The organism is Streptomyces sp. SCUT-3 (genome assembly GCF_014083985.1).
In the GTDB taxonomy this organism is placed as follows: Bacteria; Actinomycetota; Actinomycetes; order Streptomycetales; family Streptomycetaceae; genus Streptomyces_H; species Streptomyces_H thermolineatus.
On the sequence record NZ_CP046907.1, the window covers coordinates 3,682,304 to 3,702,241 of the forward strand.

Annotated in this window: 16 protein-coding genes and 1 tRNA gene; 13 read left to right on the forward strand and 4 right to left on the reverse strand. The window is 73.7% G+C overall.

The features are described from left to right. Positions 1 to 73: 73 nt before the first annotated feature. The 4 genes from GQS52_RS16385 to GQS52_RS16400 all read left to right on the forward strand — a co-directional run bounded on the left by GQS52_RS16385 (position 74) and on the right by GQS52_RS16400 (position 5,383). Entirely contained in the window at positions 74 to 2,044 is a 1,971-nt protein-coding gene (locus GQS52_RS16385) for a PQQ-binding-like beta-propeller repeat protein (RefSeq protein WP_182314137.1), read from the forward strand. Positions 2,045 to 2,337: 293 nt separating this feature from the next. Then, complete coding sequence (locus tag GQS52_RS16390) at positions 2,338 to 3,027, forward strand: response regulator transcription factor (protein WP_182314138.1); 690 nt, start codon at positions 2,338 to 2,340, stop codon at positions 3,025 to 3,027. 220 nt (positions 3,028 to 3,247) lie between these two features. Then, positions 3,248 to 4,231: a UDP-glucose 4-epimerase GalE gene (gene galE, locus GQS52_RS16395; protein ID WP_182314139.1), complete on the forward strand. Its 984-nt coding sequence runs from the start codon at positions 3,248 to 3,250 to the stop codon at positions 4,229 to 4,231. A 336-nt stretch (positions 4,232 to 4,567) separates the two neighbouring features. Further along, positions 4,568 to 5,383: a response regulator transcription factor gene (locus GQS52_RS16400; RefSeq protein ID WP_182314140.1), complete on the forward strand. Its 816-nt coding sequence runs from the start codon at positions 4,568 to 4,570 to the stop codon at positions 5,381 to 5,383. 71 nt (positions 5,384 to 5,454) lie between these two features. Here GQS52_RS16400 and GQS52_RS16405 read toward each other — a convergent pair whose 3' ends face one another. Continuing rightward, on the reverse strand, positions 5,455 to 5,952 hold the full coding sequence (locus GQS52_RS16405; RefSeq protein ID WP_182314141.1) for a MarR family transcriptional regulator: 498 nt from the start codon (positions 5,950 to 5,952) through the stop codon (positions 5,455 to 5,457). 122 nt (positions 5,953 to 6,074) lie between these two features. Here GQS52_RS16405 and GQS52_RS16410 point away from each other — a divergent pair, with 122 nt between their 5' ends. After that, positions 6,075 to 6,890 carry a trans-aconitate 2-methyltransferase gene (locus GQS52_RS16410; protein WP_182314142.1) on the forward strand — a complete coding sequence of 272 codons (816 nt, stop codon included), beginning with the start codon at positions 6,075 to 6,077 and terminating at the stop codon, positions 6,888 to 6,890. A gap of 194 nt (positions 6,891 to 7,084) precedes the next feature. On the opposite strand, the gene GQS52_RS16415 is transcribed toward GQS52_RS16410, so the two are convergent. Further along, entirely contained in the window at positions 7,085 to 7,783 is a 699-nt protein-coding gene (locus tag GQS52_RS16415; RefSeq protein WP_182316505.1) for a TetR/AcrR family transcriptional regulator, read from the reverse strand. Continuing rightward, the gene (locus GQS52_RS16420; protein WP_182314143.1) at positions 7,783 to 8,793 is read right to left on the reverse strand and encodes a fatty acid desaturase; all 1,011 of its coding nucleotides are present in this window, start codon (positions 8,791 to 8,793) and stop codon (positions 7,783 to 7,785) included. Before GQS52_RS16420 ends, GQS52_RS16415 begins: the two co-directional genes overlap by 1 nt. Before the next feature lie 306 nt (positions 8,794 to 9,099). On the opposite strand from GQS52_RS16420, the gene GQS52_RS16425 reads away from it, so the two are divergent. The 7 genes from GQS52_RS16425 (at position 9,100) to GQS52_RS27885 (ending at position 15,164) form a co-directional block, all read left to right on the forward strand. Next, positions 9,100 to 9,170 (forward strand) — tRNA-Gln (locus GQS52_RS16425). 115 nt (positions 9,171 to 9,285) lie between these two features. Continuing rightward, the gene (gene glmU / locus GQS52_RS16430) at positions 9,286 to 10,734 is read left to right on the forward strand and encodes a bifunctional UDP-N-acetylglucosamine diphosphorylase/glucosamine-1-phosphate N-acetyltransferase GlmU (RefSeq protein WP_182314144.1); all 1,449 of its coding nucleotides are present in this window, start codon (positions 9,286 to 9,288) and stop codon (positions 10,732 to 10,734) included. Between the two features lie 133 nt (positions 10,735 to 10,867). Next, positions 10,868 to 11,845, forward strand: a complete 978-nt coding sequence (locus GQS52_RS16435; RefSeq protein ID WP_182314145.1) for a ribose-phosphate diphosphokinase — start codon at positions 10,868 to 10,870, stop codon at positions 11,843 to 11,845. A gap of 254 nt (positions 11,846 to 12,099) precedes the next feature. After that, complete coding sequence (locus tag GQS52_RS16440) at positions 12,100 to 12,687, forward strand: 50S ribosomal protein L25/general stress protein Ctc (RefSeq protein ID WP_182314146.1); 588 nt, start codon at positions 12,100 to 12,102, stop codon at positions 12,685 to 12,687. A gap of 103 nt (positions 12,688 to 12,790) precedes the next feature. Further along, positions 12,791 to 13,378, forward strand: coding sequence for an aminoacyl-tRNA hydrolase (gene pth, locus GQS52_RS16445; protein WP_182314147.1), 588 nt, complete (start codon positions 12,791 to 12,793; stop codon positions 13,376 to 13,378). Positions 13,379 to 13,447: 69 nt separating this feature from the next. After that, complete coding sequence (locus GQS52_RS16450) at positions 13,448 to 13,957, forward strand: hypothetical protein (RefSeq protein WP_182314148.1); 510 nt, start codon at positions 13,448 to 13,450, stop codon at positions 13,955 to 13,957. A gap of 226 nt (positions 13,958 to 14,183) precedes the next feature. Further along, the gene (locus GQS52_RS27885; RefSeq protein ID WP_259370819.1) at positions 14,184 to 15,164 is read left to right on the forward strand and encodes an LPXTG cell wall anchor domain-containing protein; all 981 of its coding nucleotides are present in this window, start codon (positions 14,184 to 14,186) and stop codon (positions 15,162 to 15,164) included. A 102-nt stretch (positions 15,165 to 15,266) separates the two neighbouring features. Here GQS52_RS27885 and ppc read toward each other — a convergent pair whose 3' ends face one another. Next, positions 15,267 to 17,960 (reverse strand): phosphoenolpyruvate carboxylase, encoded by a 2,694-nt coding sequence (gene ppc, locus GQS52_RS16460; protein ID WP_259371133.1) that lies wholly within the window; start codon positions 17,958 to 17,960, stop codon positions 15,267 to 15,269. Between the two features lie 312 nt (positions 17,961 to 18,272). Between ppc and GQS52_RS16465 the strand changes: the two genes are divergently transcribed. Beyond that, the gene (locus GQS52_RS16465; protein WP_182314150.1) at positions 18,273 to 19,934 is read left to right on the forward strand and encodes a sensor histidine kinase; all 1,662 of its coding nucleotides are present in this window, start codon (positions 18,273 to 18,275) and stop codon (positions 19,932 to 19,934) included. Positions 19,935 to 19,938: the final 4 nt, after the last annotated feature.

Sequence of the window (19,938 nt, forward strand, 5' to 3'; positions counted from 1 at the left end):
TACCGAAAGGCCGGAGGAGTACAACCGGGTGATACAAAGAGGGGTCTTTAACTCCCCTTTACGAGGTACGCCGATGTCGCAGCCGCCCACGCCGCCCCAGGGCGGTTCTCCGCACGACATGCCGACGCAGATGGCCGGGCCGGTCGTCCCGCCGTCGTCACCGTCCCCGGCCGGACCGCCTCCGCCGCCCCCGCCGCCCGGTGCCCCGAAGGGGCCCGAGGCGGCCAAGGCGGCCGGGGCCCCGGAAGCCCCCCGGCCGGACCGGACGCCCTCCGCCCCGCCGCAGCAGCCCGGGGGCTACGGCTACCCGCAGGCGCCGCAGCAGGGCGGCGGCTACGGCTACCCCCAGCCGGCGCAGCCCCAGCCGCAGGCCGGGGGTTACGGCTACCCGCAGCAGCCCCAGTCCCAGCCGCAGGCCGGAGGCTACGGCTCCCCGCAGCAGGTGCCCCCGCAGCAGGTGTCCCCGCAGGCCCCGCCGCAGTCCCCGTACGGCTACCCGCAGCAGCCGCAGGCCGGGCAGGCACCGCAGTACGGGCAGGCACCGCAGGCCGGGCAGGCGCCGCAGTACGGCTACCCGCAGCAGGCCCCCGGCGCGCAGCCGCAGCAGGGCTGGGGGGCGCCGAACCCCTACGGTCAGCCGCAGCAGCAGGGCTGGGGCGGGCAGGGGCAGTTCCCGCAGGGGCCCGCGTCCGGCGGAAGCGGCGGCGGGGGCGGCAGGGCGGCCGTGATCATCGGCGTGGTGGTCGCGGTGGTCCTGGCCGTGGGCGGCGGCGTCTGGGCGCTGGCGGCGCTCGGCGGCGACGAGGGGAACACCCAGGGGCAGGGGAGCAGCGGCGGCAGTGGCGGCACCGGCGGCGACGGTGACGGCGGCAGCCCGGGGCTGCTGTGGAAGCTCGACGTGCCCCCGGTGCAGCAGGACATCCAGCCGACACCCGGCACCTGGTTCGTCGGCGACAACCTGGTCAAGGCCGAACCGCGGCAGATCAACGCCTACGACCAGGCCACGGGCGAGAAGGCGTGGAGCCTGGACCTCCCCGGCGAGCTGTGCACCTCGGCCATCACCCCGGCCAAGAACAGGACGGCGGTGCTGTACGAGAAGAACGGCGCCTGCAACAACCTGATGACGGTCGACCTGGCCTCCGGCAAGAAGATATGGGCGACGGAGGGGCTCAAGGCGTCCGAGTACAGCTCGGCGAAGAACACCTACCAGTACGCCGAGGTCGCGGTCAGCGGGGACGTCGTCGCGGTCTCCTCGACGGCGCCCTCGGTCGCCTACCGGATCAGCTCGGGCAAGAAGCTGTGGAGCTTCAAGAAGGACTCCGAGTGCAAGGACGAGGGGTTCGCGGGCGGTGAGACGATGCTGAGCATCGTCCGCTGCGACTACGAGGACTACTACCTGCAGAAGATCGACCCGGTCACCGGCAAGGGCAGTTGGACCTGGCAGGCCCCGGACAACACCAGGATCACCAACATCGTCTCCTCGGAGCCCGCGATCGTGGCCCTGGACACCGGCGAGTACAAGGTCTCCGACCTGATCACCCTGGACTCCTCGGGCAAGACCAAGGCGCGCATCGGCCTCGGCGACAAGTACGCGCCCGGGTGCAGCGTCGACGTGACGGCCGTCTGCAACCGCATGGTCGTCGAGGGCGACACCGCCTACGTGGCCACCAAGGAGCACGAGAGCACCAACTCCGACTACACCAACGAGATCACCGCGTTCGACGTGAACACCGGCAAGGCCAAGTGGAACGCCAGCGCCGGCAGCGACCGCATCGTGATGCCGGTCGCCGTCGAGGACGGCAAGCTCGTCGGCTACGCCCGCGCCGACTTCAGGACCGGCGGGCAGCTGCTGAAGTTCGGCCTCTCCGACGGCAAGGGCAAGGTCTACCAGAAGCACCCCGACTCGCTGAGCGACGACGAGTACTCGCACGGGCTCCAGAGCTACATGACCCCGTACCTGCACGACGGGCGGCTCTTCCTGGTCTCCGGGCAGATCTACAAGTCCACCTCCTCGGGGAAGTACCTGATCCTCACCTTCGGCTGACACCGGCCCCGCCGGTCCCGCCCGGGCCGCCGGCCGCCACGGACACGGGTGCGCACGCACCCGGCGCCCGCGGCGGCCGGCGGTTTCCGTGTTTCCGGGGCGGCCCGGTCCCCGGCACCGGGGAGGACTTCTTCCCGGTAAGGGCCGCAGGGCGTCGAACGAGCGTGTAGCTTCCGGTGCCAGAAACCGGCCGTGGCCCGGGCGGGGCGTCGCCGCCGACGGCGCGGCGCGGCGGGGAGCGGCCGGTGCGCGGGCCGCCCCCGTCGCCGGCGAGGGGGGGGAGGGGCCCGGCGATGGGCGTGAGACTGGTGGTGGCCGACGACCACCGGCTGCTCGCGGAGGCGCTCGCCTCCGCGCTGACGCTGCGCGGCCACCAGGTGCTGGCCGCCGGGGCGCCGAGCACGGGCGCGGCGGACCTGGTGGCCGGCCGGTCGCCGGAGGTGTGCCTGCTGGGCACGAGCGCACAGGACCCGGCGGCCCTGGAGACGGTGGCGCGGATCGCGCGCGAGCGGCCGCAGGTGGCGGTGGTCGTGCTCGGCCCGGTGACCGACCCCCGCGCGGTGGCGGCGGCGTTCGCCGCCGGAGCCTCGGGGTACGTGCGGCACGACGAGCGCATCGAGGGCGTGGAGAGGGCGATGGCCAGGGCACGGGCCGGGGAGGCCGCGGTCGCCCCGCAGCTGCTGCGGTCGGCGTTCGCCTCCCTGCTCGCCCCCGCCCCCGAGAGGGACGACGAGGGTGCGCGGCTGCTGCGGCTGCTGACCCCGCGCGAGGCGGAGGTGCTGCTGAGGGTGGCCGACGGCGAGGACACCCGCTCGATCGCGGCGGGGATGCGGATCGCGCCGAGCACCGCGCGCACCCACGTGCAGCGGGTGCTGATGAAGCTGGGCGTGGGCTCCCGCCTGGAGGCCGCGGCGGTCGCCGCCCGCACCGGCCTGCTGGACCGGGCCGCGCCGGACCGCGCAGGCGGACCGGGACCGGACTGACGGGTCTCCCGCCGGGCGGCCGCCGGACGCGGGGTCCCGACGTCGGGTCCCGACCTGGGGTCCCGACGCGGGGTTCCGCCGCGCGCCTCGAGCTTTTCACCGGCCGACGCACTTCCGGCAAGCTGGAGTTCCCCGCGGGTTCCGGATCCGGCATGAACGTGTTCACCGACGACGTGCCGCCGGAGACCGCGGCACGCAGACTGCGAGAGGTTGCGGACGAGTGAGCGTGAGCGGCAAGCGGTATCTGGTGACCGGGGGCGCGGGCTACGTGGGCGGTGCGGTCGCCGCCCACCTGCTGGAGGCGGGCCACCGGGTGACGGTGCTGGACGACCTGTCCACCGGGTTCGCCGAGGGCGTCCCCGAGGGCGCGGAGTTCGTCCGGGGGAGGGTCCAGGACGCCGCGCGGGTCCTGGACCCCTCCTACGACGCCGTGCTGCACTTCGCGGCGTTCTCCCAGGTGGGGGAGTCGGTCGCCGACCCGGAGAAGTACTGGCGCAACAACGTGGGCGGCAGCATGGACCTGCTGGCGGCCATGCGCGGGGCCGGGGTGCGCCGCCTGGTGTTCTCCTCCACCGCCGCGACCTACGGCGAGCCGTCCTCGGTGCCGATCACCGAGGACGCGCCCACGGCGCCGACCTCGCCCTACGGCGCCTCGAAGCTGGCGGTGGACCACATGATCGCCGGGGAGTGCGCCGCGCACGGCCTGGCCGCCGTCTCCCTGCGGTACTTCAACGTGGCCGGCGCCCACGGGCGGTTCGGGGAGCGGCACGACCCCGAGTCGCACCTGATCCCCCTGGTCCTCCAGGTCGCCCTGGGGCGCAGGGAGGCGATCTCCGTCTACGGGGACGACTACCCCACCCCGGACGGCACCTGCGTGCGCGACTACATCCACGTCTCCGACCTGGCCGAGGCGCACCTGCTGGCGGTCGAGAAGGCCGTCCCCGGCGAGCACCTGGTGTGCAACCTGGGCAACGGCGCCGGATTCTCGGTGCGCGAGGTGATCGACACCGTCCGGAAGGTGACCGGGCACCCGGTGCCCGAGGTCGTCGCGCCGCGCCGCGGCGGGGACCCCGCGGTGCTGGTCGCCTCGGCCGACCGCGCCCGGGAGCGGCTGGGCTGGAAGCCGGCCCGCACGGACCTGGCCGCCATCGTCGCCGACGCGTGGGACTTCGCCCGGCAGCGCGAGGACCACCGCCGCGGCTGAGCGGCTCCGCCCGCCCCTTTCCCCCGCCTCTTTCCGCCCCCGCCCCTTCCGTCCCCTTCCGCCCCCCGCCCCGCCCCGGCGCCCGTGCCGCGGCGGGGGCGGGGCGGTTTTCCGCAAACGCTCCCCCCGCGGCGGGCGCCGGTCGTACTCTGATTGCGGTGCCGGTGGGGGCCGGCACTGCAGGGGGCGAGACAAGCAGGTACGGCACCCGGGGTGGGGTGGGCGTAGATGCGGGACCGCGGCGGCGGCCCCCGCAACCAACATCTCCGCCGTTCGCACCGCATCCCGGGGCCGCACCTGTGGGAACCGCTCCCCGACCCTGGGAGAGAGCCGACGATGGGGCGGATCCGCGTCCTGGTGGCCGACGGCCACCGCATCTTCGCCGAGTCGCTCGCGGCCGCGCTGGCCGCCGAGCCCGGTGTCGAGGTGTCCGCCGCGGGCAGCGGCGCAGCCGCTCAGCGCTGCCTGGACCGGGCCGCCGTCGACGGCCGCCGCTACGACGTCCTGCTCGTGGACGCCGACCTCGGTGCAGGGGCCCCCGGCGCAGGGGCTCCGGCCCCGGCGGCCACCGCGGCCGCGGCGGGCGCTCCCACCGCGGCGGGTGCTTTCGCGCGGCCCTCCTCCGCGCCCTCCTCCGCATCCTCCGCACCCTCCGTCCGGCAGGCGGAGCGGCCCGCGCCCGACGGCATGGGGCTGCTCCTGCGTGTCCGCGCCGACCACCCGGGCACCCGCGCCGTCGTCCTGGCCGAGCGGGACGATCCCCGCCGCGCCACGCAGGCGCTCCAGGCCGGTGCCCTCGGCTGGGTGGCCAAGGACTGCTCCCTCGACCGCCTGCTCGCCGTGGTGCGCGGCGTCCTGCGGGACGAGACGCACCTGCCGCCCGCCCTGCTCACCGGCGTCCTGCGGGAGCTCACCGCGACCCGCCGCCACCGCACGGAGAGCGAGCGGCTGGTGGAGTCCCTCACCCCGCGGGAGCAGGAAGTGCTGCGGTGCATGGTGGCCGGCCTGGGGCGCCAGGCGGTCGCCGAGCGCCTCTACCTCTCCCCGCACACCGTGCGCACCCACATGCAGAACGTCCTGGGGAAGCTGGGCGTGCACTCCACCCTCGCGGCGGTGGCCCTGGCCCGCCGGGCCGGGGTCGAGCCCGTCTGACCCGCACGGCCGTCCGCCGGTCCTGCCCCGCCAGTTCTGCCGGTCCTGCCGGTCCTGCTGCGTCGGCCGTGTCAGCCGGGGACGTTGTCGAACGGGGCGGTCAGCTGCCGCAGCAGCCCGGCCAGCACCTCCCGCTGCTCCGGCGACAGCTCGCCGAGGATGGCGCGTTCCTGGGCCAGCAGTCCGGCCAGCGCCTGGTCCGCCCGGTCCCGGCCCAGGCCGGTGAGCCGGACGAGGACCCCGCGCCGGTCGGTGGGGTCGGGCAGCCGCTCCACCAGGCCCTTCTTGGCCAGCCGGTCGATGCGGTTGGTCATGGTGCCCGAGGTCACCAGGGTCTGGGTCAGCAACTGGCCGGGGGAGAGCTGGTAGGGGTCGCCCGCGCGGCGCAGTGCGGTGAGGACATCGAACTCCCACGGCTCCAGGCAGTGCTCGGAGAACGCCAGCCGCCGGGCGCGGTCCAGGTGCCGGGCCAGCCGGCTGACCCGGCTGAGTACCTCGAGCGGCTCCACGTCGAGGTCCGGGCGCTCACGGCGCCACGCAGCCACCAGGCGGTCGACCTCGTCCTCCATGGCGATCAGTGTAGTGGTTCTGTCGATGTGAAGTCTCTTGACGTCGAGATACCTTGCGCGGTGCAATGACGGTGGCCCCGGCAGTACCGCGAAGCGCCGGAACGACCCGGAAAGAGGCAGCGATGTCCGACACCACCTGGGACCCCGAACAGTACCTCCGCCACGCCGACCACCGGACCCGCGCGCTCCGCGACCTCCTGGCCCGCGTCCCGGCCCTCCCCGGCGACCCGCCCCGCATCACCGACGTCGGCTGCGGCCCCGGCAACACCACGGCCCTCCTCACCGACCGGTGGCCCACCGCCCTCGTCACCGGCCTGGACAACTCGGCCGAGATGCTCGCCGCCGCCCGCCGGTACGCCGGCCCCACCCCGGGCGGCGGCCGCATCGACTTCCGGCCCGCCGACGCCACCGAGTGGTCCCCGTCCCCGGACGAGCCCTGCGACCTGATCGTCACCAACGCCGCGCTCCAGTGGGTCCCCGGCCACCCCGACCGCTTCCCCGACTGGATCGCCGGCCTCGCGCCCGGCGGCGTCCTCGCCCTCCAGGTCCCCGACAACTTCGACGCCCCCACCCACACCCTCCTCGCCGAGCTCCTCTCCTCGCCCCGCTGGAAGGCCCGCCTGGGCCGGCTCGCCCACCGCCCCGTGCACATCCTCGACCCCGCCGGATACCTGGACCGGCTCGTCGCGCTCGGCTGCACCGCCGACGTCTGGCAGACCACCTACCTCCAGTTGCTCCACGGGGAGGACGCCGTCCTCGAATGGACCAAGGGCACGGCCCTCCGACCCGCCCTCACCGCCCTGGCCGACGACCCGGCGGCCCGCGAGGAACTCGTCGGCCAGTACCGCGACCTGCTCCGCGACGCCTACCCGCCCGGCCCCGCGGGCACCGTCCTGCCCTTCCGCCGCACCTTCGCCGTCGCCCGCAAGGAGGCGTGACGCGGCAGGCCCTCGGCCCCGCACTTCCCCGGCCCCGCACTTCCCCGGCCCCGCACTTCCCCGGCCCCGTGCGGCCCCGGTCCCGTACGGCCCACGTTCGGGCCCGGGTACGCGAACGGGGAGCCGCAGCGTGGTGCTGCGGCTCCCCGGACGGTGGCGGCGGTGCGGGCGGTGCGCCCGCCCCGCGGCTCGGCTCAGCTCTTGCGGTGCCCTATCAGGCGCGGCTTGGGCTCCATGCCGTCGAGGCCGTGCCACGCCAGGTTCACCAGGTGCGCGGCGACCTCGGCCTTCTTCGGCTTGCGCACGTCCAGCCACCACTGGCCGGTCAGCGCCACCATGCCCACCAGCATCTGCGCGTACATGGGTGCCAGCTTCGGGTCGAAGCCCCGGTTCTTGAACTCCATCCCCAGGATGTCCTCCACCTGGGTGGCGATGTCGCTGATCAGCGAGGCGAACGTGCCGGTCGACTGTGCGACGGGGGAGTCGCGGACCAGGATCCGGAAGCCGTCCGTCGACTGCTCGATGTAGTCCAGCAGCGCGAACGCCGCCTGCTCCAGCAGCTCCCGGGGGTGCCCCCCGGTCAGAGCGCCCGTCACCATGTCCAACAGCATCCGCATCTCCCTGTCCACCACGACGGCGTACAGGCCCTCCTTGCCGCCGAAGTGCTCGTACACCACCGGTTTGGAGACTCCCGCCTTCGAGGCGATCTCCTCCACCGACGTGCCCTCGAAGCCGCGCTCGGCGAACAGGGCCCGGCCGACGTCCAGGAGCTGCTCGCGGCGCTCCTTGCCCGTCATCCGCACCCGGGCACGACCCGCGGGCCGGGTGCGCCGGCCGTTCGTCCTGCTCTCGGTGCTTCCGTTGCCGCTGTCGTCGATCGCCACGACAACCATCATGCCGCCTTGGCGGGCGTCTCCTCCCGGAGGACCGCCCCCTGGCGGCGGGCGGCGATCCGGTCCGCGTCCGGCCAGCGCACGTGCGACGCCCAGCCCAGCTGCTCGAACCAGCGGATCAGCCGGGCGCTGGAGTCGACCTGCCCCCTCAGCACGCCGTGCCGTGCGCTGGTCGGGTCCGCGTGGTGCAGGTTGTGCCAGGACTCGCCGCACGACAGGACCGCGAGCCACCACACGTTCCCGGAGCGGTCGCGGGACCGGAACGGGCGCTTGCCCACCGCGTGGCAGATGGAGTTGATCGACCAGGTCACGTGGTGCAGCAGCGCCACCCGGACCAGGGAGCCCCAGAAGAACGCCGTCAGCGCGCCCGTCCACGACATGGTCACCAGGCCGCCCACCAGCGGCGGGATCGCCAGGGAGACGACGGTCCACAGGGCGAACTGCCGGGAGATCCGGCGGATCGCCGGGTCCTTGATCAGGTCCGGTGCGTACTTGTGCTGCGGCGTCCGCTCCTCGTCGAACATCCAGCCCATGTGGGCCCACCACAGGCCCTTCAGCAGCGCGGGAACCGTCTCCCCGTACCGCCACGGGGAGTGGGGGTCGCCCTCGGCGTCGGAGAACTTGTGGTGCTTGCGGTGGTCGGCGACCCAGCGCACGACCGGTCCCTCGACGGCCAGCGAGCCGGCGATCGCCAGGGCGATCCGCAGCGGCCGCTTGGCCCGGAACGAGCCGTGGGTGAAGTAGCGGTGGAAGCCGACGGTGATGCCGTGGCAGCCGATGAAGTACATGACGACCATCAGGGTGAGGTCCAGCCAGCTCACCCCCCACCCCCAGGCCAGCGGCACCGCCGCGACCAGTGCGAGGAACGGCACTGCGATGAACAGTCCCAGGGTGATCTGTTCGAGCGATCCCTTGCGGTCCCCGCCGAGGGTGGCGCTGGGGAGGGGGGTGACGGTGGTGTCGGGGCTCCGTCCGGGAGCGTCGTCGATCACGTTGGGGGGTGGGGTCATGTGGGGGTCCTGCCTGGGGGGTCGGTACGTGCCTACGGAACCGTAAGTTACGGCAACGTAAGTATGCAGGTCTCAGGCTCGCCGGGACAGCCCCGTGCAATCCCTTCGTCGGACGGGAGGGTCGCGGGGAGGGATGCGGGGAGGGGTGCGGGGAGGGGTGCGGGGAGGGAAACCGGGCCTGTTCGGCCGTCCGGGTGACCCGAAGTGCCGGGCCGTATCGTCGCGTGGAGGGGCGGCGGTGCGGCATAGTAGGTTCCGCGCGAGGCGCGCCGCCCGGAGAACGGGCACGGCGTCCTTTTTTGTCCATCCCGGGTCGTCCAAGGGCAGGACCGCTGATTTTGGTTCAGCAGATGGGGGTTCGAGTCCTCCCCCGGGAGCAGGGGACGCAACCGGGTCCCGGCCGCACGGCCGGGACCCGGCCGTGTGTCGGGAGCGGGGCACCCCGGTATCCTGCGGATGTCCAGCACCCGAAAGCGCCGAGGAGCCACTGCAGTGAGCCCCACCCGTCCGGCTGCCGTCGTCGTCCTCGCCGCGGGTGAGGGCACCCGCATGAAGTCGGCCACCCCCAAGGTCCTGCACACCCTGTGCGGACGGTCCCTCCTGGGCCACGTCGTGGCGTCGGCGTCGGCGCTGGAGCCCGAACACGTCGTCGTGGTCGTCGGCCACCGGCGCGAGCTGGTCGCCGGGCACCTGGCCGAGATCGCCCCCGGCGTGCGCACCGCGGTGCAGGAGGAGCAGAACGGCACCGGCCACGCCGTGCGCACGGCGCTGGAGTCGCTGGCCGCCGAGGGCCTGACGTTCGACGGCACGGTCGTGGTCACCTGCGGCGACACCCCGCTGCTGACGCCGGCCACCCTCCGGGCGCTGGCCGACGCGCACGCCGCCGAGGGCAACGCGGTCACCGTGCTCAGCGCGAAGCTCCCCGACCCCACCGGCTACGGCCGGATCGTGCGCGAGAGCGACGGCTCGGTCTCGGGGATCGTGGAGCACAAGGACGCCACCCACGAGCAGCGGACGGTCGACGAGATCAACTCCGGCGTCTACGCCTTCGACGGCCGCCTGCTGGGCGAGGCGCTCTCGCGGGTGACCACGGACAACGTCCAGGGCGAGGAGTACCTCACCGACACCCTGGCGATCCTGCGCGCGGCCGGCCACCGGGTCGGCGCGGTGGTCGCCGCCGACCACCGGGAGATCCTGGGCATCAACGACCGGGTCCAACTGGCGGCCGCCCGGCGGATCCTGAACGACCGCCTGCTCGAGGACGCGATGCGGGCCGGGGTGACGGTGGTCGACCCGGCGTCCACCTGGCTGGACGTCACCGTCACCGTCGAGCAGGACGTGCTGGTGCACCCCAACACCCGCCTGTACGGGGCGACGCACCTGGCGACGGGGTGCGAGGTCGGCCCGGACTGCACGCTGACCGACACCTCGGTGGGCGCGGGCGCGCGGGTGCAGAGCACGGTGGCGGACGGCGCGGAGATCGGCGAGGAGGCGGGCGTCGGCCCGTTCGCCTACCTGCGCCCCGGAACCAGGCTCGGCCGGAAGGCCAAGGCGGGCGCGTACGTGGAGATGAAGAACGCCGAGGTCGGCGAGGGCTCCAAGGTGCCGCACCTGTCCTACGTGGGCGACGCCACGATCGGCGAGTACAGCAACATCGGCGCGGCGAGCGTGTTCGTCAACTACGACGGGGTCGAGAAGCACCGCACCACGATCGGCAGCCACTGCCGGACCGGCTCGGACAACATGTTCGTGGCCCCGGTCGCAGTCGGGGACGGCGCGTACACCGCGGCGGGCTCCGTGATCACCAGGAACGTCCCGCCCGGTGCGCTGGCGGTCGCCCGCGGCCAGCAGCGCAACATCGAGGGGTGGGTGGCCCGCAAGCGCCCCGGCACCGCCGCGGCGAAGGCGGCCGAGGAAGCCGCAGGACCGGAAGAAGCGTGACGCGGAGCACGGTACCGGGAGGCCCGCCCGGCGTCCGTCACGGCCCGGCGGGGCTTACCGTATTTAGTGCACATATATCCACAGGCGGGCATCGTGGGGGCGCCGCCGCAGTGAACACCGAGGAGCCTGTGCTGTGACCGGGATCAAGACGACCGGTGAGAAGAAGCTGATGCTCTTCTCCGGCCGCGCCCACCCCGAACTGGCGGAGGAGGTGGCACGGCGGCTGGGTATCAACCTGGTGCCGACCAAGGCCTTCGACTTCGCCAACGGCGAGATCTACGTCCGCTTCATGGAGTCGGCGCGAGGCAGCGACGCCTTCGTCATCCAGAGCCACACCGCTCCGATCAACAAGTGGATCATGGAGCAGCTGATCATGGTCGACGCGCTCAAGCGGGCCTCCGCCAAGCGCATCACCGTGATCGTCCCGTTCTACGGCTACGCCCGCCAGGACAAGAAGCACCGCGGACGCGAGCCGATCTCGGCCCGCCTGATGGCCGACCTGTTCAAGACCGCGGGCGCCGACCGCCTGCTCGCGGTGGACCTGCACACCTCGCAGATCCAGGGCTTCTTCGACGGCCCCGTGGACCACATGTTCGCGCTGCCGCTGCTGGCCGACTACGTCGGCACCAAGGTGGACCGGTCGAAGCTGACCGTGGTCTCCCCGGACGCCGGCCGGGTGCGCGTGGCGGACCAGTGGTGCGACCGCCTCGGCGCGCCGCTGGCGATCGTGCACAAGCGCCGCGACCCGGACGTGGCCAACCAGGTGTCGGTGCACGAGGTCGTCGGTGACGTGAAGGGCCGCGTCTGCGTCCTCGTGGACGACATGATCGACACCGGCGGCACGATCTGCGCCGCCGCGGACGCCCTGTTCGCCAACGGCGCCGAGGACGTCATCGTGGCCGCGACCCACGGCGTGCTCTCCGGCCCGGCCGCGGACCGGCTGAAGAACTCCAAGGTGAGCGAGTTCATCTTCACCGACACCCTGCCGACGCCGGGCGAGCTGGAGCTGGACAAGATCACGGTCCTGTCGATGGCCCCGACGATCGCCAACGCGATCCGCGAGGTCTTCGAGGACGGCTCGGTGACCAGCCTCTTCGAGGGCGCCCACTGACCCGGTACCCCTGACCCGGTACCACTGACCCGGACCGCCCGTGCGGCCCCGTCGGTCCTGTCCGCCCCGGCCCCGGCCCCCCGGTGCCGGGGCGGTCCGATTTCGTCCGTTGCCTCCCCGCCGGGTAGACTCACCGGGTTGCTCGGCGAGGGAGGCCGCGCCCGTTCGCGGCACTCCGTTATCGACGCGCCATTCGTACGCCCGTCGCGGGCCCGAGCGACTGTGTCCCATCCGGTTGTCTCGTAGGAGTTCCCGTGTCCGAGGTCCGTATCGTCGCAGAGTCCCGCACCGAGTTCGGCAAGGGTGCCGCCCGCCGCGCCCGCCGTGAGGGCAAGGTCCCCGGTGTCGTCTACGGGCACGGCGCCGAGCCGCAGCACGTCAACCTTCCGGGCCACGAGCTGATGCTCGCCCTGAAGACCCCCAACGTCCTGATCGCCCTCGAGGTGGACGGCAAGACCGAGCTGGTCCTGCCGAAGGCCGTGCAGCGCGAGGCCATCCGCGGCTTCCTGCGCCACGTCGACCTGCTCCAGGTCAAGCGCGGCGAGAAGGTCACCGTCGAGATCCCGGTGCACGTCGAGGGCGACCTGGCCCCGGGTGCCTTCCTGGTCGAGAACGTGCTGAGCACCCTGCCGGTCGAGGCCGAGGCCACCCACCTGCCGGAGTCGGTCACCGTCTCCGTCGAGGGCCTGGCAGCCGGCGACTCGATCGCCGCCAAGGACGTCGTGCTGCCCAAGGGCACCACGCTGGCCGTCGACGAGGACGCCGTGGTCGTCCAGATCCTGGCCGCGCAGGCCGAGGAGCCCGCGGGCGAGGGTGCCGAGGCCGAGGGCGCCGAGGCCTGATCCCCGCAGCACCACGCACCGGCCGCCGCCCCTCCGCGCACCCACGTGCGCGGAGCAGGGCGGCGGTCGCGCACGGCACACCCGGAGCAGGAGGACCGAACGGATGAGTACGCCGGTGGACGCGGCCGAGGGGCCGTGGCTGGTGGTGGGCCTGGGCAACCCCGGACCCGAGTACGCGGGCAACCGCCACAACGTGGGCTTCATGGTCGTGGACCTGCTGGCCGAGCGGATCGGCGGCCGGTTCAAGAGCCACAAGAGCCGGGCGCAGGTGCTGGAGGGCCGCCTGGCCGGACGGCGCGTGGTGCTGGCGAAGCCGATGTCGTTCATGAACGTCTCGGGCGGCCCGGTCACCGCGCTGCGCGACTTCTACAAGGTGCCCCTCGGCAACATCGTGGTGGTCCACGACGAGCTGGACATCGACTACGGGACGCTGCGCCTGAAGACCGGGGGCGGCGACAACGGGCACAACGGACTGAAGTCGATCACGAAGTCGCTGGGCCCCGACTACGGGCGCGTGCGGTTCGGCATCGGCCGCCCGCCGGGCCGGATGGACGTGGCGGCCTTCGTGCTCAAGGACTTCTCGGCGACCGAGCGCAAGGAACTGGACTACTTCGTGGACCGGGCCGCCGACGCGGTGGAGGCGTTCGTGGAGCACGGGCTGGAGCGGGCGCAGAGCGCCTACAACTCCTGACCGGCCGGAACCCGCGGACACCCGTTCGGATATTGACTCGCCGGTAGCTTGTGGCCAAGGATCTCCGGCATGCCGAAGCCGAAGCCGAAGCCGAAGAGGAGCCGGGCACGACGGGTCGGGGAGAGCGCGTTCGGACTGCTGCTGCTCCTGGGCCGGGCGGTGGCGGCCGTCGTGGTCCTGGTGCTGCTCGCGGCCGGGGTGCGGACCTCCTGGGGCACGGCGCAGCACGTACTGCTCAACGGCCGCGAGCAGGGCACCGTGACGGCGGCCTCCTGCGGGGAGGACGTCTGCCGCGGCCGGTTCGTCCCGGAACTGGAGGGCGGGCGGGAGCGCACCGTGCGGATCGACGCCTCCCAGGTGCGCCGTGACGGCGGTGAAGTGGACGTCGCCGTGGTGCCGGGCTCGGACGAGGTGGTGCGCACCGGGTGGGGCGGCGGCCTGCACGCCTGGACGCCGCTGGGCGGCGCGCTGCTGCTGGCGTCACCGGTGATGGCCGGCGGACTCGGCCTGCGCCGCACCGCATGGGCCGCCGCGGGTGCCGGACTGGCACTGCTGGGAGCCGCGTTCCTCCTGCTGTGAGTCGTTCCTCCCGTTGTGAACCGGTCGGCGGAGCGGTGGCCGTGAGGCGATCGTCACGGGATCATTCCGGAAACTGTCGGACAATCACCTCGTAAGATGACGCACCCCCCTTGACGGCGCGTAGTAGCAGGCTGGACTCTGTGGCTTCCTCCTGACGACTCGGAGGAACCACCAACTTCTCCGGCGGCGGGCCGGTCCTGCCGCCCTGCCCAATAAGGTGTCAGCCTTGGCCAGACCCCGTACCGCTGCGGCTCTCCGCGCCGCGGCGGCGCTCCCGATAGCCGTCTCCCTGCTCGCCGCCGCCCCCGCGGCGTACGCCAAGAACGGCGGCAACCCTCCCGGCGACAACGGCACCGTGAAGATTCACGACGCCGAGACCGGCGAGGACCTGAAGCACAACGAGCCGCACGTGTGCTCCTTCTACCTCACCTCCTTCAAGTTCGACAGCGCGCAGGACATCTCCTGGGAGATCAAGGAGATCCCGCCGACCGTCGAGAAGGAGGACAAGGACAAGGCCGTCCTGAGCGGCGACCTGATCCTGGACGCCGAGGGCCACGGCCGTACCAACGACCTGAACCTGCCCGACGGCCACTACAAGCTGTTCTGGAACTTCGCCGGCGAGCACGGCAAGGCCAAGCACAAGGCGTTCTGGGTCGACTGCGAGAACGACCCCGCCACCCCGCCGGCCGAGACCTCCGGCGGCTCCACCGGCGAGACGGGCTCCACGGGCGAGACCGGCTCGACCGGTGAGACCGGGTCGACCGGCGAGACGGGTTCCACGGGCGAGACCGGCTCCACGGGTGAGACGGGTTCCACCGGTGAGACCGGGTCGACCGGTGAGACGGGTTCCACGGGCGAGACCGGCTCCACGGGCGAGACCGGCTCCACGGGCGAGACCGGCTCCACGGGCGAGACCGGTTCCACGGGTGGGACGGGCTCCACGGGCGAGACCGGCTCCACGGGCGAGACCGGCTCCACGGGCGAGACCGGTTCCACGGGTGGGACGGGCTCCACGGGCGAGACCGGGTCGACCGGTGAGACGGGTTCCACGGGCGAGACCGGCTCCACCGGCAGTGCCGGGGAGGACGAGGACGGCAACCTGGCGGAGACCGGTGCGTCGGTGGGCCTGATCGCGGCCTTCGCCGCCGCGCTGCTGGGCGCCGGCGCCTTCCTGGTGCGCCGCCGCTCCGCCCGCGGCAACGGCTGACACGAAGCGACGCGCCGGGGCCCGGCGGCAGTGGAGACCACTGCCGCCGGGCCCCGGTCCGTTTCCGGACGTGCCGGCCGGTGCCGCGCCGGCGACCGCGCGTCAGCCGGTGTTGCGCAGGCCGGCGGCGACGCCGTTGACGGTGAGCAGCAGGGCGCGGGCCAGGGTGGGGTCCGGCTCCTCGCCGCGCTCGGCGGCCTCCCGCTGGCGGGCGAGCAGGGAGACCTGGAGGTAGGAGATCGGGTCCAGGTAGGCGTCGCGGACGTGGAAGGTCTGGCGGAGCACCGGGTTGGAGTCGAGCAGTTCGGACTCCCCGGTCACCCGCAGCACCTCCTTCATGGTCAGGGCGTGCTCGGCCTCGATGAGGTCGAAGACGTGCCGCAGCTCCTGCGGGACCAGGGTCTCCACGTAGTGCCGGGCGATCCGCAGGTCGGTCTTGGCCAGCGTCATGGTGACGTTGGACAGGAAGTTGCGGAAGAAGTGCCAGCGCTCGTGCATCTCGTCGAGCACCGGGTCCAGGCCGGCCTCGCGGGCCGCGGCCAGGCCGGACCCGACGCCGTACCAGCCGGGGACGATCTGCCGGGACTGGGTCCAGCCGAACACCCACGGGATGGCCCGCAGGCCGTCCAGTCCCGCGCCGGAGTCGGGCCTCCGGGAGGGGCGCGAGCCCAGGTGCAGCGCGGCCAGCTGGTCCACGGGGGTGGAGGCGAAGAAGTACGCCGGCAGGTCGGGGTCCTCGACCAGGCGACGGTAGGCGGTGTGGGCCGCCTCGGAGACCTTGTCCATGGCGGCGTCCCAGCGGGCCAGGGCCTCGTCGGACTGGCGCGGGGCGGTGTGCAGGGCGGACGCCTGGAGGGTGGCCGCCACGGTCAGCTCCAGGTTCTCCCGGGCGAGGGAGGGGACCAGGTACTTGTCGGAGATGACCTCGCCCTGCTCGGTCACCTTGATCTCGCCCTCCAGGGTGCCCCAGGGCTGGGCGAGGATGGCGTCGTGGGCGGGGCCGCCGCCGCGGCCCACGGTGCCGCCGCGGCCGTGGAACAGGCGCAGCCGCACACCGTGCCGGTGGGCGACGTCGCGCAGCCTGCGCTGGGCGCGGTGGATCTCCCACTGGGAGGTGGTGATGCCGCCGAACTTCGAGGAGTCGGAGTAGCCGAGCATGACCTCCTGGACGTCGTCCCGCAGGGAGACCATGCGGCGGTAGGAGGGGTCGGACAGCATCTCCTCGAGGATGCGGTCGGCCTCCCTCAGCTCCTCGGTGGTCTCCAGCAGCGGCACGATGCCGATGCGGGCGACGCCGGCGTGCAGGTCGACCAGCCCGGCCTCGCGGGCGAGGACGGCCGCGGCGAAGACGTCGTCGGCGCCCTGGCACATCGAGATGATGTAGCTCTCGACGATCTCGTCGCCGAACCGCTCGAAGGCCTCCTTGACGGTGGTGAAGACCCCGAAGGTCTTCTGCCCGGCCGCGTCCAGCGGCGGCGGGGTGGGCGCCAGCGGCCGGCGCGAGCGCAGCTCCTTGGCGAGGAGCCTGCGGCGGTAGTCGCGCGGCATGTCGGTGTACCGCCAGGACTCCTCGCCGAGGCGGTCGAAGAGCTGGCCCAGGGCGTGGTGGTGCGCGTCGGCGTGCTCGCGCACGTCCATCGTGGCCAGCTGGAGGCCGAACGCGGACAGGGTGCGGATGGCGCGGGCCAGCCGGCCGTCGGCGACGAGGGTGCCGCGGTAGGCGCGCAGCGATTCCTGGATCAGCTTCAGGTCCTCGATCAGCCCGGTGGTGCCCAGGTAGTCGCGGGCCGGGTTGTGCGGGGTGCCCTTGGCGAGCCGCTCGCGCGTGTTGAGCAGCTTCTGCCGGATGCAGGTGGCCTTGAGCCGGTAGGGCTCCTCGGCGTTGAGCCGCTTGTACCGGGGGCTTATTTCGGGCAGGGCCCGCAGGTCGTCCGTGAGGGAGTCCAGCAGTTCCTGGGTGGCGCCGCAGTTGCGGATGGAGTTCGACAGGGCGCCGCGCAGGTCGTCGGCGACCTCGAGGGCGTCGGTGATGCCGTGCTCGTGCTGCAGGATCAGCACGTCCAGGGTGACCTGCGGGGTGACGTTGGGGTTGCCGTCGCGGTCGCCGCCGATCCAGGTGCCGAAGGTCAGCGGCCTGGCCTCCTCGGGGATCCGCACGCCGATGCGCTCCAGCTCGGCGGCCAGCTCCTCCAGGACGTCGCCGACCGCGCCCTTGTGCAGCTCGTCGAGGTAGTAGATGGCGTTGCGGGCCTCGTCGGCCGGCTCGGGGCGGGCCACGCGCAGCTCGTCGGTCTGCCAGATCAGGTCGATGCTCTCGGCCAGCCGCAGGTCGGTCGCGCGGCGGTCGTACGCCGCCTCGGCGGAGTCCAGGAGCTCGGCGATCCGGCGGAGCTTGGTGAGCACGCTGCGCCGGGCGGCCTCGGTGGGGTGGGCGGTGAACACCGGGCGGACGGCGAGGTTCTTGACCGTGGTGCGCAGGTGCTCGGGGTCGGCGTGGGCGGCGAGCTGGTCGGCGGTGCGCGCCAGCAGGCCGCCCTCGGCGGTGCGGCGGGCGCGCAGCTCGCGCCCGCGGTGCACCTGCTCGGTGACGTTGGCCAGGTGGAAGTAGGTGGAGAAGGCCCGCACCAGCTTGGCGGCGGTCTCCAGGTCGGTGTTGCTGAGCAGTTCGGCGGCGGCCTCGCCGTCGGTGCGGGTCAGGGCCCGGACCTTCTCGACGAGGTCGAGCAGTTCCCGGCCCTCCTGGCGGACCAGGGTCTCGCCGAGCAGGTCGCCCAGGCGCCTGATGTCGGCGCGCAGGGCGGCGTTGTCGGCCGCGTGCTCGGCGGTGCTGCCCGGGGCAGTACCGCCGGGGCGGCTCTGGGTGGTGTCCGGTACGGCCGTGGACCGGTCCTTCGCGTGGTCGGCGCTGCTCACAGGTGCGGCTCCTTGCGTGAGTTCTCGGCGACTGGCGGGTGCGGACCGCGCTGTCCGACGGCTCAAGAATATGCGGCAGGGGGCCCCGGGAGGGGGCGTGTCCGACTGGCGGTCCGGAGGCGGAACGGGGCGTTCCACCGCTGGTGGGGGCATACCGGCCGAACGGCGGCGGGCCCGGCGCTTAGGGTGGCTGTCATGACGACGACGGGGGCCGCGGGCGAGGGCGGGGGCGCGGAAGCGGCGGGGCGCAGGGATGAGGACTCCGGGGCCGGACGGCGGGACGGCCCGCGGAAGGGCACCGGACCGCTGTGGTGGCCGCGCACGCGCGGCCTCGTCCTGGACGCGGTGCTGGCCGCGGCGTCCGCGGCCGAATGCGTGGCCGAGGGGATCGACTTCGCCGACCGGACCGGGATGCCGGCGCTCCCGGTGGCGCTGCTGGGGCTGATGGCCGGCGCGACACTGCTGCTGCGGCGGCGTTGGCCCGTCGTGGTGGTCCTGGTCGCCCTGGCGGTGGCGCCCGCCCAGATGGGCTCCCTGCTGGCCGTGGTCGGCCTCTACACGGTGGCCGCCTCCGACGTGCCGCGGCGGGTCACCGCCGTACTGGCCGGGCTGACCGTCGTCGGCACCCTGCTGGTGGCGATCTTCGAACTCCAGCGGGACTTCGCCGGCGACGGCTACCGCCCCTCGATGCTGCTGATCCTGTTCATCTCCTCGCTGATGGCCCTCGGGATGACCGCGCCCCCGGTGCTGCTGGGCCTGTACGTCGGGGCCCGCCGCCGCCTGGTGGAGAGCCTGCGGGAGCGGGCGGACGGCCTGGAACGGGAACTGCTGCTGCTGGCCGACAAGGCGACGGAACGGGCCGAACGGGCGCGGATCGAGGAGCGCACGCGCATCGCCCGCGAGATGCACGACGTCGTCGCGCACCGCGTCAGCCTGATGGTGGTCCACGCCGGGGCCCTGCAGTCGGTGGCGCTGCGCGACCCGGAGAAGGCGGTGCGCAGCGCGCAACTGCTCGGCGACATGGGCCGGCAGGCCCTCGACGAACTGCGGGAGATGCTCGGGGTGCTCCGCACCTACGAGCCGGCCGCCCCCGGAACCCCGGGCGCGGCGCCCGGCGGCGCGGAGACTCCCGCGCGCCCCGGCCTTTCCGGCGAATCCGGCGTGTCCGGGGCTTCCGTCACATCTGTTGCAGCCGGGGCGCCCGGGGCCGTCGGGACCGCCGGGAAGGCCGGAAAGGTCGGGCCCCCCGGGGTCCCCGGGGCGGAGGACCTGGTGGCGGTGGGCCGAGCACTACGCGCGTCGCCGCGCCGGGACGCACCGGCCGCGGAGGGGCGTGCGGCCCGCACGGCGGCCCCCGGCCGCCCCGGCTCCGGCCCTGGCGGCTCCGGCCCTGCTCCCGGCCCCGGCGGTCCCGGTCCTGCCCCCGGTCCCGGCGCCGCCGGCACCGGAGCGGGCGCGGGCATGGCCGACATCCCCACCCTCGTCGAGGAGTCCCGGGCGGCGGGGATGCGCATCGAGGTCTCCTGGGAGGGGGAGGAGCGCGTCGTCGGCGGCCCGGTGGGGCGCACGGCCTACCGGGTGGTGCAGGAGGCGCTGACCAACGTGCACAAGCACGCGGCCGGGGCCGATGCCCTGGTGCGGGTGGCCTACCGGGCCGAGGAGGTCGCGGTGCTGGTGCAGAACGGCCCCTCCGACGGCAGCCCGGACGCGGGCCTGCCCAGCGGGGGCAACGGCCTGGTGGGCATGCGCGAGCGCGTCGCCGCACTGGGCGGCGGCTTCGTCGCCGGCCCGACGCAGGACGGCGGCTTCCGCGTCTCCGCCGTCATCCCCGACCGCACCCCGCACCCCGGCCCCTGACCCG